The organism is Labrys sp. ALF-8 (assembly GCF_059699065.1).
Genome location: NZ_AP048537.1, coordinates 3,703,336 through 3,718,787, shown reverse-complemented (window position 1 = coordinate 3,718,787; position 15,452 = coordinate 3,703,336). Strand labels below are relative to the sequence as shown.

At 62.5% G+C, this 15,452-nt stretch carries 11 protein-coding genes, 1 tRNA gene and 1 pseudogene; 10 read left to right on the top strand and 3 right to left on the bottom strand.

What is annotated here, in order from left to right:
- Positions 1 to 3: 3 nt before the first annotated feature.
- The 6 genes and pseudogenes from AC6H34_RS17025 to AC6H34_RS17000 all read left to right on the top strand — a co-directional run bounded on the left by AC6H34_RS17025 (position 4) and on the right by AC6H34_RS17000 (position 6,200).
- Complete coding sequence (locus AC6H34_RS17025; protein WP_497539514.1) at positions 4 to 783, top strand: ABC transporter ATP-binding protein; 780 nt, start codon at positions 4 to 6, stop codon at positions 781 to 783.
- A gap of 525 nt (positions 784 to 1,308) precedes the next feature.
- Positions 1,309 to 2,124, top strand: coding sequence for an ABC transporter substrate-binding protein (locus AC6H34_RS17020; protein ID WP_497539513.1), 816 nt, complete (start codon positions 1,309 to 1,311; stop codon positions 2,122 to 2,124).
- Positions 2,125 to 2,206: 82 nt separating this feature from the next.
- Positions 2,207 to 3,666, top strand: a pseudogene (locus AC6H34_RS17015) (amino acid ABC transporter permease/ATP-binding protein).
- Between the two features lie 58 nt (positions 3,667 to 3,724).
- Positions 3,725 to 4,885, top strand: coding sequence for an N-methyl-L-tryptophan oxidase (solA, locus tag AC6H34_RS17010; RefSeq protein WP_497539512.1), 1,161 nt, complete (start codon positions 3,725 to 3,727; stop codon positions 4,883 to 4,885).
- Positions 4,886 to 4,908: 23 nt separating this feature from the next.
- The gene (locus AC6H34_RS17005; protein WP_497539511.1) at positions 4,909 to 5,469 is read left to right on the top strand and encodes a CGNR zinc finger domain-containing protein; all 561 of its coding nucleotides are present in this window, start codon (positions 4,909 to 4,911) and stop codon (positions 5,467 to 5,469) included.
- Between the two features lie 89 nt (positions 5,470 to 5,558).
- Positions 5,559 to 6,200, top strand: a complete 642-nt coding sequence (locus tag AC6H34_RS17000; RefSeq protein ID WP_497539510.1) for a VOC family protein — start codon at positions 5,559 to 5,561, stop codon at positions 6,198 to 6,200.
- 54 nt (positions 6,201 to 6,254) lie between these two features.
- Here the strand turns inward: AC6H34_RS17000 and AC6H34_RS16995 are convergent, their stop codons facing one another.
- Positions 6,255 to 7,046 (bottom strand): helix-turn-helix domain-containing protein, encoded by a 792-nt coding sequence (locus AC6H34_RS16995; protein ID WP_497539509.1) that lies wholly within the window; start codon positions 7,044 to 7,046, stop codon positions 6,255 to 6,257.
- A gap of 392 nt (positions 7,047 to 7,438) precedes the next feature.
- Here AC6H34_RS16995 and AC6H34_RS16990 point away from each other — a divergent pair, with 392 nt between their 5' ends.
- Entirely contained in the window at positions 7,439 to 9,910 is a 2,472-nt protein-coding gene (locus AC6H34_RS16990; RefSeq protein ID WP_497539508.1) for an autotransporter family protein, read from the top strand.
- Between the two features lie 444 nt (positions 9,911 to 10,354).
- Here the strand turns inward: AC6H34_RS16990 and AC6H34_RS16985 are convergent.
- Positions 10,355 to 10,429, bottom strand: a tRNA-Gly gene (locus tag AC6H34_RS16985).
- A gap of 216 nt (positions 10,430 to 10,645) precedes the next feature.
- Between AC6H34_RS16985 and AC6H34_RS16980 the strand changes: the two genes are divergently transcribed.
- On the top strand, positions 10,646 to 12,253 hold the full coding sequence (locus AC6H34_RS16980; RefSeq protein WP_448148738.1) for a peptide chain release factor 3: 1,608 nt from the start codon (positions 10,646 to 10,648) through the stop codon (positions 12,251 to 12,253).
- Positions 12,254 to 12,409: 156 nt separating this feature from the next.
- On the opposite strand, the gene AC6H34_RS16975 is transcribed toward AC6H34_RS16980, so the two are convergent.
- Positions 12,410 to 13,474, bottom strand: a complete 1,065-nt coding sequence (locus AC6H34_RS16975; RefSeq protein WP_497539507.1) for an alkene reductase — start codon at positions 13,472 to 13,474, stop codon at positions 12,410 to 12,412.
- Between the two features lie 135 nt (positions 13,475 to 13,609).
- Between AC6H34_RS16975 and AC6H34_RS16970 the strand changes: the two genes are divergently transcribed.
- A complete protein-coding gene (locus AC6H34_RS16970; RefSeq protein WP_448148740.1) occupies positions 13,610 to 13,909 on the top strand; it encodes an ArsR/SmtB family transcription factor in 300 nt (99 codons plus the stop codon).
- A gap of 125 nt (positions 13,910 to 14,034) precedes the next feature.
- Entirely contained in the window at positions 14,035 to 15,405 is a 1,371-nt protein-coding gene (locus tag AC6H34_RS16965; RefSeq protein ID WP_448148741.1) for an extracellular solute-binding protein, read from the top strand.
- Positions 15,406 to 15,452 lie beyond the last annotated feature (47 nt).

Below are 15,452 nucleotides of genomic sequence, written 5' to 3'. Positions count from 1 at the left end.
CGCATGAGCATTCAAAAACTTCGGATAGGCGGCCTGCACAAGAGCTTCGGCGTCGCGGAGCGGCGCACGGAGGTTCTGAGAGACATCGATCTCGATCTGGCCGACAACGAATTCGTCTCGCTCGTCGGCACGTCCGGCTGCGGCAAGAGCACGCTCCTGTCCATCGTCGCCGGCCTGCAGCCCTTCGATGCCGGCGAACTCTCCATCGACGGCGCGCCCATCCTCCAGCCGGGGCTCGACAGGGGCGTCGTCTTTCAGTCCTACACCCTGCTGCCCTGGCTGACGGCACAGCAGAACATCGAATTCGCGCTCAAGGCCGCCGGCTATGACCGTGCGAGCTGCCGGCAACTGGCGCGAGAACATCTCGCGCTGGTCAAGCTGTCCCAGAGCGCGGATCGCTATCCCTCCGAACTGTCCGGCGGCATGAAGCAGCGCGTCGCCATAGCGCGGGCCCTCTCCTACCGGCCCAAGATGCTGCTGATGGACGAGCCCTTCGGCGCGCTCGATGCCCTCACGCGCCACCAGATGCAGGAACTCCTGACCCAGATCTGGGAGGAGCATCGGCTGACCGTCCTCTTCGTCACCCACGATGTCGAGGAAGCCGTCTACCTGTCCGACCGCATCGTCGTGATGGGCATCGGCCCCGGGCGCATCACCCGCTCGTTCGACGTCGACATTCCCCGCCCCCGGCGCGAAGAAGTCATGGAGACCCCTGCCTTCATGGAACTGCAGCGCAACGTCCACAAGGCGATCCGCGATGCTTCCCGGCCGCTGGCCGCCTGACAGCAACAGGGAATGCGGCCGCAGTCGGATTCCTCAAGCCTGGTACCGGAGCAAAATGCGGTCAGGCTGAATCCCTCTCCGGCTTGACCCTCGGCTATCACGAGCAATTTCCGATTCGGACGATTCCGTCTGAAAAGTAAAATGCACTGAGATCGCCCGTCGATGAACTCTTCCACCATTCCCGTTTCGAACCTGGACGCGCGCGCTGGCCGCCCCACAGGCCGGCGTTGGGAGGCGTTCGCATAAAAGATCTGCCGCCGGAGCCGACGACCCGGCGTCCCCGATGGCCCGCTCTCCATCCACGCTCCGCTCCCATTGACGCCGTTCGCCCGCGTCACCATCCCGGCGGGATGGTGAGAGCGATGTCGCCTTGCTGCCCCGTCCTTTCCGAAACGCGTTCCGCCCCGAAGAGGGAACTGGCACCGACGGGAAGGCACGCGAAGCAACCAACAAAAACAAATGAGCTAAACTTGACTAGCTCATTTTCTGTGCATAGCGTGGAGGTGCCTTCCATGGGAGCAGTCCATGCCAATCAACCTCCGTAAAAAAATCGTCACCCTCCTTGCAGCATCCATCCTCGGCTTCGTCGGCGCTCAGGCCGCCATGGCCCAGACGGCCCTCGAACTCAACGAGCCGGGCAAGCTCACCGTTTGCATCGTCGATGCCAATGCGCCGATGTCGTCGGTGGTCAACGGCAAGCTCGTGGGATACGAGGTGTCCTTTTCGGAAGAGGTCGCCAAGCGGCTCGGCCTCACGCCCGACTTCAAGTTCACCGTGTTCGAGGGGATCTTCGCCGCCGTCGCGAACCATGTCTGCGACATGTCGGCCGGGTCGCACTCCATCACCCTCAAGCGCCTCGAGATCATCAACTTCTCGAGACCGCATTTCGTTGGCTCCTACACGATCCTGAGCAAGGCCGACAGCGCGGTTAAGACCGCGGACGACCTTGCCGGCAAGCGCCTCGGCGTGGTAGCCGCCTCGATCCAGGAGACCTATGCCAACGAGACCTACAAGAGCACGACCATCGTGCCGTTTCCCGACTCGGCGGCCATGCAGATCGCGCTCCTGTCAGGCCAGCTCGATGCCGCCTTCTATGACGGGGGATTGGCCGCGATCTATATGAAGGAGGCGACCACGCCCCTCCATATCGTCGTCTCCATTCCCAATACCGACCAGCCGGCCGGCCTCGGCATTGCCAAGGATCGTCCTGAACTGCTCAAGGCCGTCAACAAGGCCGCCGGCGACATCATCGCCGATGGCACCTACGCCAAGATCTACAAGGACACGATCGGCGGCGACGTTCCCGAACTGCCGGGCGCCGACTTCAAGCCGGCGCGCTAGCGCATCTTGGATCGACACAGGGCCGTGGTGCGCCGTCGCCGCCACGGCCCTTTCAATGCCAAAACCAACGATAAGGTCGGTCATGGGCGGCTTCTGGAATACCTTCTTCACCCCCAGCTACATGCTGGCGGTCTTGCCTGACCTCATCAGGGTCGGCATCTGGAACACGCTGAGCATCTCCATCTTCGCCACGATGATCGGCATTCTGATCGGTGCGCCGATGTCGCTCCTCGCCTTGTCCCGCATCGTCGTCGTCCGGGTGCTGGCGAGGGCCTATATCGACGTCTTCCGGGGCTTGCCCGTGATCGTCACCATCTTCCTGGTCGGGCAAGGCCTGCCCTTTTCCGGCTTCCGACCCTTCGGGCAAAATCCTTATCCCTACGGCATCCTGGCCATCGGCATCGTCACGGGCGCCTATGTCGCCGAGATCCTTCGAGCCGGAATTCAGAGCGTCGATCGGGGACAGTTCGAGGCAGGCCGCGCGCTCGGGCTCAGCTACAGGCGCTCGATGATACAGATCGTCTTCCCACAGGGCGTGCGCCGCGTGCTGCCGGCCCTGACCAACCAGTTCATCAACACGATCAAGGATTCGAGCCTGATTTTCGTGCTCGGGCTCAGTGTGGACCAGCGCGAGATCTACCGCATCGGGCAGGATATCGCCCAACGCACCGGCAACCTCTCGCCGCTGACCGTCGTGGGCCTGGCCTATCTGACCTTCACCGTGCCGCTGACCTATCTCGTCAACTACCTGGATCGTCACCTGAGAGAAGGCCGGCGTCCCGCGCCGGACCGGACGGGAGAGACGGCATGAGCACGCTTGCGATCAGCCTGCGCGACATCCGCGTCGCGTTCCATGGCCAGCCTGCCCTGCGCGGCGTGAGCCTCGACATCGAGGCCGGCGAGGTGGTCTGCATCATCGGCCCATCCGGCTCGGGCAAGTCGACCCTGCTGCGCTGCATGAATGGCCTGCAAGGCGTCGACAAGGGCTCGATCGATATCGTGGGGCATCGGCTGCCATGCCCGGACCAGCGCCAGAATGCCCTGCGCACGGATGTCGGCATGGTGTTCCAGCACTTCAATCTGTTCGCGCATATGACCGTGATGCAGAACGTCGTCTTCGCCCTGCGGAAGGTCAAGCGCCTGCCTGCCGCCGAGGCCCGCAAGATTGCAGCGGAGCGCCTCACCGAGGTGGGGCTCGCCGCCAAGTTCGACGCGCGGCCGTCTTGGCTCTCGGGCGGGCAGCAGCAGAGAGTCGCCATCGCCCGGGCGCTCGCCATGCAGCCGAAGGTCATGCTCTTCGACGAGGCCACCTCGGCGCTGGATCCCGAACTCGTCAAGGGCGTGCTTTCCCTGATCGCCGGGCTCGCCGGCCATGGCATGACGATGGTGATCGTGACACACGAGATGGGTTTCGCCCGCAGCGTATCGAACCGCGTCATCTTCATGGACGAGGGGAGGATCGTGGAACAGGGTGAGCCTGACCTCCTCTTCCGGCAGCCCGCCACGCAACGGCTCAGAACCTTCCTGGACCAGGTGCTCTGACCGACTTCTCCTTCTGGAAACAACCGGCGCCATTAGGCCCGGCAAGCGAGAAACACCCATGGACGCAGATGTAGCAATTCTAGGAACCGGCACGATGGGCAGCATGGCCGCCTGGCGTCTTGCCAAGCGCGGCGTATCGGTGCTCGGGTTCGACCAGTTCGCCCCCGGCCACGACCAGAGCGGGGCGGGCGGCGAGAGCCGCATCTTCAGGACCGCCTATAAGGAAGGCGCCAAATATGTGCCGCTCCTGCTGCGGGCCCGCGAACTCTGGCGCGAACTGGAAGCCGAGACGGGCATACCGCTCCTGACCCTGAACGGCGGCCTCATGATGGGCAGGGACACGACGCCGGGAATGGTCAATGTCCTGGCGACGGCCGAGAGCTTCAATCTGGACCACGAAATCCTGACACCCCGGCAGGTTGCCGACCGCTATCCCGTGCACAGGCTCGACCCAGGGGAAATCGCCATACTCGACAAGGCCGCGGGCTTCCTCAAGCCGGAACTGGCGGTGCTGACGGCTGCGGCACAAGCCGAACGGCTCGGCGCCCGCCTCATGCGCTACACCAAGATCCGCGACATCGAGCCGGACGCCAATGGCGTCACGCTTCATTCCGACAATGCTTCCTGGAGGGTGGGCAAGCTGCTCGTCACCGCCGGAGCTTGGACGCGCAACCTCCTCGTCAACAGCGCCGACGATCATCAGGTCGTCCGCATCGTCCTGGCCTGGTACGTGCCGAAGCGACCGGAGCTGTTTTCTCCCGAGGCGTTTCCGATCTTCATCCGGGAAAAGGACGAGATCGACTTCTGCGGCTGGCCGATGGTCAACGGCACGTCGGTCAAGATCGGCCGCAACGGCTCCCACGGCATCGTCGCCGACGCGGACCTGCTCGATCGATCGGTCGACGCCTCGTGGATGGTGCGCTGGAGGCGCATGATCGAACGCTACCTGCCGGACCTGCACCCCCACCCCGTGCGCATCGGCGCCTATATGGACGGGTGGACCGCCTCGGGGGATCCCTTCATCGGGCCACAGCCGGAATTGCCCAACACTTTCAGCATGTACGGTTTCTCAGGCCATGGCTTCAAGATGGCGCCGGCCCTCGGCGAGGTCGCCGCGGATCTGGTGACGGGTGCGAAGTCCAACTTCGACCTCTCCCCCTTCGCCATTGCCAAAAGCCGCTATACATCGTCCGTTCCCAGGCAGATATTCGTGCCTTGATGCCATGACCGCAAAAAGACTCGATGCTGATTCCCGATACAGTCCGCTCCCTGGGCGTATGCGCCGATCTCGTGAACTACGCGGATGCACCGCAAAGCGAGGCGGTTACGCTCGAATGGGCGAAGTCGATGATCCGCCGGTACAAGATGTCCTACGCCGGCCCTCTCGACGCCCCCATTCGCCACGCCCTGCGCCAGCTCGGAGCGCAATTTCGACCGCTTTTCGAAATGAAGGAAGCCCAGCTCGCCCAATGGGCAAATGGGACGGTCCGGGATCTGCGGATCTATCCGCAGATTGTGACGCATGACGGCTTGGGCTGGCACATCCACTATTTCGAGCCGGATACACCGCTTGTCGATCGGATACGCGGTTCCACGGCGATGGCCGCGATGGACGTCGTCCAGCGCGGCGAAGCCCGGCGCCTCCGGATCTGTGCCGCGGAGGACTGCAACAACGTCTTCCTCGACACGACCCGCAACCTTTCAAAGATCTTCTGCGATCCCGCCGGATGCGGCAATCGCGTGCACGGGCTTCGTTTTCGCCAGCGCAACCGCGCCAACGGACAGGACAGCCCCGTCCAATAGGGGCCGGACGCCGCGGCTTGGCCGTGCCAGCTCCGGCGCCGAAAGCCACGCGCGCCACGCCGCCCTTCCAGCGAACATGGAATAGTTAGATGAGACTCGATCATTTTGCCTGGGCATCCGCGTCCCTCGAACGCGCGGTTGCCGATCTCGAATCCTGGACTGGCGCCCGCGCCCAGGCCGGAGGCAGCCATCCGGGCAAGGGCACGCGCAATGCCGTTCTCTCCCTCGGACAGGGGCTCTATCTGGCTCTCGATGGACCGGATCCGGCCCAGCCGCTCGTTGACAACAATGGCGCCTGGATGTCGAAACTCGATGGCTACCTGCTTTTCCTCTTCGCTGTCGCGACAGACGATCTGGAGGGCGCGCAGCGGATTCTGGCCGACCACGGAGTAACGACGCAGGTCGCCTCCGGCGAGCGCCGCACCCCGTCGGGGCGGTTGATCGCATGGGACTGCCTCGTCGGGGGCGATCCCGATTTCGGCAGTGCCCTTCCCCATGTGATGCGCTGGAAGACGGATGCCCACCCTTCACAGGACAATCCCGGCGATTGCCGCCTCGCCGGGTTCGGCATCAGGCACCCCCGGATCGATCGCGTCAGGCGGCTCTATGCCGATTTGGGCCTCGAAGGGGCCGAGCTTTCCAAAGGCAGCGCCGTCGAGCTTCGTCTGACGATCCAAAGTCCCAGGGGCAAGCTTTTGCTGCCGACACAGCCCTCCGCTCGCGAGCCATAGGTCTATGCCTCCTCGCGATGCCTGCCTGCGATCGCACCTTCGGCATACGAGGTCCTAGGGGCGCAGCTTCCGAATATGACCGGGTGTAATGCCTCGCCATTGCTTCATCGCCCTGGTGACATGACTCTGGCTGGCGAAACCAGACATTTGAGCGATCAACGAAAGCGGAAGATTTGTCTCGACCAGAAGCCGCTCCGCCGCCTCGATCCGCAGCTTCAGAAGATACTGGTGCGGCGGCATGCCCGCGATCTTCTGGAAGGCCCGACGGAAATGACTCTGGGACAGAGACGAGATGGAGGCGAGTTCCTGCAGAGTGACACGGTTAGCCAAGTTTGCATGCATGTATTCGATCACTCTATTCCAGATGTACGGAGGCAAACTGACAGGTGGTGTCTCGAGCACATTGGGAATGGAGGAATAAGTTCTTATTAGATGTATCCAGTATATATTCTCTACGCTGTCAACAAATAGATCGCTGAATTCATCCCTCACCGTTATTGCAGAGATCAGGAGTTGCCCAATCTGATTTGCAACCTCATCACGACGACCCGGATGCGGCGGACGAAGCTCTATCTTCGTTTTATTAAACTCATGCTCCGCAAGAATTTCGATCTCTTTCCTTGGAGCTCCGAGTATTATATTCGCCTTCGCTACATTCCATTGCGCAAAATAATCGACGTTTGGCGGTATTATTTCAAGAGTTCCGGCAGGCGCGGAGAATTCTTCTTTCCGACTGCTCGCGATCGAAGTGACCCTTCGAGGTTGTGGCGTCAGAAGAAGAAGGCTGTAGTAGTTATCGATGGGAGAAATATTGATTTCGCCCGCTTCGGCCTGCGTAAGCGACATCGCGCCAAGTCTGGAGTCGACTTTGCGACCCCAACTGTTCGGAACAAAACGTAACGGCATATTCTTTTACGACTGCTGCGACAATCGAAGGAACGTTCCTGCCCCTTCTCTTGCCGTTGAGGCGCTGCCGCCCTTCGTATCCTGCCCATCGGCCCGACCCTTTTCTTGGAACGGGCATGGATAGACACGCTGGCGACGCGGTGGAAGCGCCGAAATTGCGATAACCTGCCGTTAGGATAAGCCGTTCGGCGCAAGTAGCAACAAAAATGGTCGTATAAAAATCTAATACTTTCGAGCTATACCTCTCATAAATTTTGATCATTTCGTGATATAAGAATTTTTTGTTGAACGATAAGACTTACGCCATTGAATTAATATGGTGGTGAAACTCTATGAAAGGCGTTGCTTCCAAATATCTGATTTCAACGGCAGTTTTGTCGAGTTGTATCCTGGGACCTACAACTGTACTGGCAGCCTGCATACAAACGGGGAACACGTACAACTGCACTGGCACGGACCAGGTTGCCCCAATCGGCTCGGGGCCGGCCACGCCATCGGGAACCACCGTCAATCTCGACGGGAATGCCTCGATCAACGTTTCCGGCAATCAAAATGCTGTTTCTCTGGGAGACAATGCCAGCATCACGCTGCAAAACGGGGCTTCGATAAGCAACGCTCCAACTGCCAGCACCAATGGCGGACTATATCAAACGGGCTATGATACCGTTGAATTCAATAACAACGGTACGCTGCTGGTAAACGCTGGCGCCTCCATTCGCCAGAACGGTCCTTCCGCCGGCACGGCGGAGGCCGTCAACGTCGAGGGGGCCGGTAATACGATCACCAACTACGGCACGATCTACTCGGCAGGCTCGGCAGCGATCTGGTTCCAGGATTCTACGATCGGCGCAGCAAACACTGTCGACAACTACGGCACCATCGAGACGGGGGTCAACGGCGGCAATTCCTCCGTCATCGGCAACAGCGGCAACGGAGCCGTCCATTTCATCAACCAGAGCGGCGCGACGGTCATCGGCAATATCAGCTTTTCTGGCGGCGATGACAGCATGACCCTCTACACGGGGTCTACGGTCACCGGCTCGATCGACGGCGGCGGCGGCACGAACAGCATGGTGCTCCGCGGTAGCGGTACCGCGACGCTTCAGGGACCGGTCAGGAACTTCAGTACGCTGACCAAGGAAGACAGCGGCATGTGGACGCTGACCGGCACGATGGCCAACAGCGGCGCGACTGGCAATACGCCGATTGCCGTCGATATCCAGCAAGGCACTCTCGCCGTCGGCGACGCCGCCAATGCCGATGCCAACATCGTGGGCAATGTCTCCATCGAGCAAGCCGGTGTCCTGGCCGGCTACGGCACGGTCAACGGCAATGTCACCAACAATGGCACGATTGCCGTCGCCAATGCCCTGCCCGCCTTCAGCGGGGACCCGATGGGCACGCTGACCATCAACGGCAACTACGACGGTATCGGCAATCTCGTGATCAGGACCCAGCTGGGCGCCGACGATTCGCCTACGGATGTGCTGCATATCACCGGTGACGCCACGGGCAGCACGGCAGTCACGGTGATCAACGCCGGCGGCACCGGCGCCTACACGACGGAAAGCGGCATCCGGATCATCGAAGTGGACGGAACCTCGTCGGCCACGGCCTTCCACCTGAACCAGGCGGTCGTCGTCGGTCCCTATGAATACGGCCTGTTCTACGGTGGGGTGGGCGCCAATGCCGGCAACCAGGACTGGTATCTCCGCTCCGACCAGTCCGGGACAAGGGGGCCGGCGCCGAACTCGTCGACTCAGACGGTCCTCCCCTATGCCGAGATCCTCAGCAACTACGCCGAGGCGACCCTGGGCACGCTGCAGCAGCGCACGGGAAACCGCATCTGGCCGAACGGGGCGACGCCCGAGACGATCTGGTGCAAGGACCCATCCCGGAACTTTCGCTGCGCGGTCGATGCCGGTCAGTCCAGTGTCTATGTCAACGGCGGGCCGTTCCTCTACGGCGCGGGCGCCTGGGGGCGCGTCGGCGGCCAGTATTCCTCCTTCGAGCCGCAGAAAGGCACGTCCTACACCCAGAAACTCGGCTTCATGCAAGCCGGCTATGAAGGTGCTGTCTTCGAGAACGCCTATGGCCTGGCAACCCTGGGCGCCTACGCCACGTTCGGCCGCTCAGTTGCCGACGTCGATCTCACGCCGGATCTCGTCTCAGGCGCCAGGCGCAGGGGCAAGATCACCACGGACGGCTATGGTCTCGGCCTGAATACGACCTGGCTGGGCAACAACGGCTTCTATGCCGATGCCATCGGCCAGTTCACCTGGTACCAGAGCAGCCTGTCCAACAAGGCGGGGGGCGACAGCCAGGGCTGGTCGTCGGTCCTCAGCCTGGAAGTCGGCAAGCGCTTCGATCTCGGTTCCGGCTGGGCCGTCGTGCCGCAGGCTCAGCTTGCCTGGACACATGTGGATTTCCAGAGCTTCAACGATATCTACGGCAGCCGCGTCTCACTGGGCGACGGCGACAGCCTCAAGGGTCGGGCCGGCCTGCGCCTCGAGAAGCTCGCAAGCTGGAAGAGCGAGGATGGGCAGTCTCGCCACCTGCAGCTCTACGGCATCGCCAACCTGTCCTACGAATTCCTGAACGGCACGAAGGTGGACGTCGCGGGCGTATCCTTCACGCAGCAGGAAAAGAAGCTGTGGGGCGAGGTTGGGGCCGGGGGCACCTACGCCTGGAACGACAAGTGGAGCGCCTATGGAGAGGCAACCTACGCCATGGCGCTGTCATCCCATAGCGGCAGCGACAACTATACCGTCAAGGGCACGGCCGGCCTGCGCTATCGGTGGTGACGAGCGGTTTTCTGGTGCACCTCACCGGGGGTCGGTGCCTGGAAAGCAGGCGCCGGCCCCCATCGGCGTTTCCCGATCGCACCGCGGCCGACGCGGTGCGATTTCGCAATGGATTGAGCAGATCCGCATGGCGTGCCGCGCCTGACTGTACCTGCCTGCCCTGGGGACCCGTGTGGGCCGCGTCGTCCGACATCCTCGCGCAAGGCTGAGGGGTCCACGGACTTTTCATGACCCGCTTACAAATCTGCGGCCCCGGAAGCGCAGGCAGACCCGGCTCCCTTGAAGCTCGATCCCGGCCCACGCATTCCGCCTCGGTCCCGATTCGACGCTGGGCATCGGAAGGCTCGACCGCCGCAGATACCTGTCGATGACCTATGCCACAAACGAGAAAAGCCGCCTTGCGGCGGCCTTCTCATAAACCCTAAATTCTCCTGCGAGGGAGAATGGAGCGGGCGAAGGGATTCGAACCCTCGACCCCAACCTTGGCAAGGTTGTGCTCTACCCCTGAGCTACACCCGCATCCGTGGGCCGCTGACGTCAGTGCCGTCGGCGAGGCCGCTCTATGCCAAAGCCCGGTGAGGATTGCAACAGGCAAATACCAGAAAATTTCATTTCCTCTTTTTCATCCACAGGGCCAACCCCAAATCCCTGGGTGACGCGCGCGGCGTTTCGTGTCAAAAGCGCGCCAAATCCTAAAACTCTCCAGGCCTTTGTGCCTTTTTGAACGGTTTCGCCTTGAACGATCTGTCGCATACCTCCAACCTCACCCCGCTGGAACGTGAAGTCGAGCGGCGGCGCACCTTCGCCATCATTTCCCACCCGGACGCCGGCAAGACCACGCTCACCGAAAAGCTCCTGCTGTTCGGCGGAGCGATTCAGCTCGCGGGGCAGGTCAAGGCCAAGGCCGAGAAACGCAACACGCGCTCCGACTGGATGTCGATCGAGCGCGAGCGCGGCATCTCGGTCGTCACCTCCGTGATGACCTTCGAATATCAGGGACTGGTCTTCAACCTGCTCGACACGCCGGGCCACGAGGACTTCTCGGAAGACACCTACCGCACGCTCACCGCGGTCGATTCGGCCGTGATGGTGATCGACGCGGCCAAGGGCATCGAGGCGCGCACCAGGAAGCTGTTCGAGGTCTGCCGCCTGCGCGACATTCCCATCGTCACCTTCATCAACAAGATGGACCGCGAGGGCCGCGATCCCTTCGAGCTGCTCGACGAGATCGAGAAGACGCTTGCCCTTTCGACCGTGCCGATGACCTGGCCGCTCGGGCGCGGGCGTGATTTCGCCGGCACCTACGACCTCGCCGCCAGCCATGTCCGCCTGCTCGACAAGGACATCGCGCCGATTCCGGTGGAAGCCGGCGATGCCGAGGCGCTGGCCAAGGCGGTGCCCGCCATCGATGCCGAGGCGGCCTCCGAGGAGATCGCGCTGGTGCAGGAAGCCTGCGGCAGCTTCGATCTCAAGGCTTTCCGCGAAGGCCATATGACGCCCGTGTTCTTCGGCTCGGCCATCAAGAATTTCGGCGTGGGAGACCTGCTCCAGGGCCTCGGCGACTACGCGCCCCAGCCGCGCGACCAGGAGGCCGCCACCCGCATGGTGGAAGCCACCGAGAACAATCTCTCGGCCTTCGTCTTCAAGATCCAGGCCAACATGGATCCGAACCATCGCGACCGCATCGCCTTCGTGCGCCTGTGCTCGGGCAAGCTCACCCGCGGCATGAAGGTGAAGCAGGTGCGCACGGGCAAGTCCATGAGCCTCAACGCGCCGCAGTTCTTCTTCGCGCAGGACAGAGCCCTCGCCGAGGAGGCTTATGCGGGCGACGTGGTGGGCATCCCCAACCACGGCGCGCTGCGCATAGGGGACACGCTCACCGAACGCGAGGACATCGCCTTCCTGGGCGTGCCGAGCTTCGCGCCGGAAATCCTGCGCCGCGTACGCCTGCCCGACGCCATGAAGGCCAAGAAGCTCAAGGACGCCCTCCAGGACCTCGCGGAGGAAGGCGTGGTGCAGGTGTTCCGCCCGCGCGACGGCTCGCCGGCCCTGGTCGGCGTGGTCGGCGCGCTGCAGCTCGATGTGCTGCAGAACCGGCTCGATGCCGAATACGGCCTGGAGATCCGGTTCGAGCCTTCCGAATTCGCGCTCGCCCGCTGGATCTCGGCGCCGACGAGGCAGGAACTCGACGGCTTCGTCTCCTCGCACAACTTCTCGATCGCCGACGATCTCGACGGCGATCCCGTGTTCATGGCGAAGTCGGCCTTCGACCTGCGCTACCAGAGCGAACGGGCGCCGGCCATCGCCTTCGCCGACATCAAGGATGTCAAGAGGGCGAAGTAGGCGAGGAGCGCGGACGTCCGCGGTCCCAGCGTCCGCGCCTTTTCAACCCCTGCGGCGGCCCCGAACAGAAAAAAGGTGCGGCCGATATGGCTGCACCCTTTCTCCTCGACTTCGTCGTTTCGCCGGGCTGAGCGGAAGCCCGCCTACCCGGGAAGCTTACGCCGGCTCATTTTCCAGGGCCGGATAGTCCGTGTAGCCCTCCGCGCCCTTCGCGTAGAAGGTGGCGGCATTCCAGGCATTCAGTTCGGCCTTGGCCGCGATGCGGGCCGGCAGGTCTGGATTGGCAATGAAGAGCTTGCCGAAGGCAACCGCGTCGGCACCGCCCTGCTCCACCAGCGCCTCGGCGCTCTCGGGCGTATGCTTCTCATTGGCGATGAAGACGCCCTTGAAGTTCTTGCGGATCGTTGGGGCGATGCTGGTGCCGTCGAGATATTCGCGGGTGCAGATGAAGGCGACGCCGCGCTTGTCGAGTTCCTTCGCCACATAACCGAACAGGGCCGGCGCATCGCTGTCGCCCATGGAATGGGAATCGCCGCGCGGGGCGAGATGCATGCCGACGCGGTCAGCGCCCCAGACCGAGATCACCGCATCGGTGACTTCGAGCATCAGGCGGGCGCGGTGCTCGATCGAGCCGCCATAGGCGTCCTCGCGCTTGTTGGTGGAATCCTGCAGGAACTGGTCGAGAAGGTAGCCGTTGGCGCCGTGGATCTCGACGGCATCGAAGCCGGCTTCCTTGGCGTTGAGCGCGCCCAGGCGATAGGCCTCGACGATACCGGGAATCTCGCTGGTTTCGAGAGCCCGCGGCGTGACATAGGCCTTCTCGGGGCGGACGAGGCTCACATGGCCCTTGGGGGCGATGGCGCTGGGAGCGACGGGGAGCGCGCCGTCGAGATAGACCGGATCAGAGATGCGGCCCACATGCCAGAGCTGCAGGACGATCCGGCCGCCGGCGGCATGCACGGCCTTTGTGATTTCCTTCCAGCCCGCGACCTGCTCCTTCGACCAGATCCCGGGGGTGTCGGGATAGCCGACGCCCATGGGCGTGACGGATGTCGCCTCGGTAAGGATCAGGCCCGCGGAAGCGCGCTGCACATAGTAATCGCGCATCAGACCGTTGGGCACGCGGCCCTCGCTGGCACGCGTGCGCGTGAGGGGCGCCATGATGACGCGGTTGGGCAGGTCGAGAGCTCCGACGCGGAGCGGATCAAGCAAAGTCGGCATCGTCAATAAACCTTATCGAGTGTTGATCGACACGAAATCCGTACACCCGGCTCACACAGACCTGACTGGCAATCGGAGCGGCCCGGCATTAGAGTTTCAAAGTTCGATAATCATCGAATATAGGCGAGCAGGCGCGTGAAGCAACACCCTCACCCCGATGTGAATGAGATCAGCCTGATCGGCGTGCTGGCCGCGCTGGGCGACCCGGTACGGCTGAGCATCGTTTCGGCGCTGGTGGCGGAGGGCGAAAAGGGCTCGACGGATTTTGCCTGCGACGTCGCCAATTCCACGCTCAGCCACCACATCAAGCAGCTGCGCGAGGCGGGCGTCGTGGTCCATCGCAAGGAAGGAACGCGCTGCTTCGTGGCATTGCGGCCTGAAATCGAAAGGAAATTCCCGGGCCTCCTCGAATCGGTGCTCAAGTTCGCCGGCTAATCAATATTTTGGCAGAACCTTGCTGGCCGAAGTCTTTTCCAGCTTTGTTTATAAACTGTCATAGAGTCTGACTACGAGCGTCCTTCTGATTGCGGCACATTCGTGCTGCTCGGAGAGGACGAGCGATGTCTATTCTTGGCAAACTGGCGAACCTGCGAAATCTGGCGAGCGTCGCCGGCGGCGTGATGATGCTGGCGGCGACTGCCGGCGGCGCCCTGGCGGACAAGACGAAGTTCGATTTCTGGTTCGGCAACTCCGGCGACATCGCCAAGCGCGTCCAGGACGTCTGCCAGCACTTCAACGACTCCCAGTCGGACTATGAGGTGGTCTGCACCAGCCAGAACGGCTACGCGAACGCGCTGCAGAACACCATCGCCGCCTTCCGTGCCAACAAGCAGCCGACCATCGTCCAGGTCTTCGACATCGGTACGCTCGACCTGATGCTCTCCGGCGCTTACTACCCCGTCAACAAGCTGATGGACGAGAACGGCTACAAGGTCGACTGGAGCAACTATTTTGCCGGCATCCGGGCCTATTATGCCACCTCGAAGGGTGACATGTACTCGATGCCCTTCAACTCCTCGACCGCCCTGCTCTACTGGAACCAGGATGCCTTCAAGAAGATCGGCAAGGATGCCGCTCCCAAGACCTGGGAAGAAGTCGCCGCTGACATGGACGCCCTGAAGAAAGCGGGCTACGACTGCCCGCTGGGCATCGACATCAGCGCCGACGAGGTCTGGCAGCTCCTCGAGCAGTTCTCCGCCATCCACAACCAGCCCATCGCCAGCGAGAACAACGGCTATGACGGCCTCGACGCGGAGCTGGTCTTCAACAAGGGCAAGTTCGTCCAGTACGTGACCGACCTGAAGAAGTGGTATGATCAGGGCCTGGTGAAGCTCAAGTCCAAGCAGGCCGGCGAGGACTACATCACCGCTTTCGCCAACGGCAAGTGCCAGATGACGCTGACCTCGGTCGGCGACCACGGCACCATCTCCCGCACCGCTTCGCCCGACATGCACTGGTCGGTGGCGGAACTGCCGGTCTATGCCGGTACCGACCGCAAGAATTCGCTGGTCGGCGGTGCCTCGCTCTGGGTCCTGCAGGGTAAGTCGCCCGCCGAATACAAGGGCGCCGCGGCCTTCCTGAACTTCATCGCCCAGCCCGAGCAGGCGCTCTGGTGGTCCTCCAACACCGGCTATATCCCGGTGACCAAGACCGGCTACGACTTCATGGTCAAGAACGGTTTCTACGACAAGGCGCCCTACAAGGGCCGCGAAGTCGCCATCGCCTCGCTGACAGCCTCGGAGCCGACGCCGATCACGCGCGGCCTGCGCCTCGGCGGCATGCCGCAGATCCGCGCGGAAGTGGCCAACGCCCTGCAGGCGATCTTCTCCAACCAGGCCGAGGTCCAGCAGGCCCTCGATGATGCTGCCTCCCGCGGCAATACCGTGCTGCGCCGCTTCCAAGCGACCTACAAGGGCAAGGAACTACCCTGATCCTTTCGCAGCACGATTGACGAACATGAGGCCGGGGATCAGTCCCC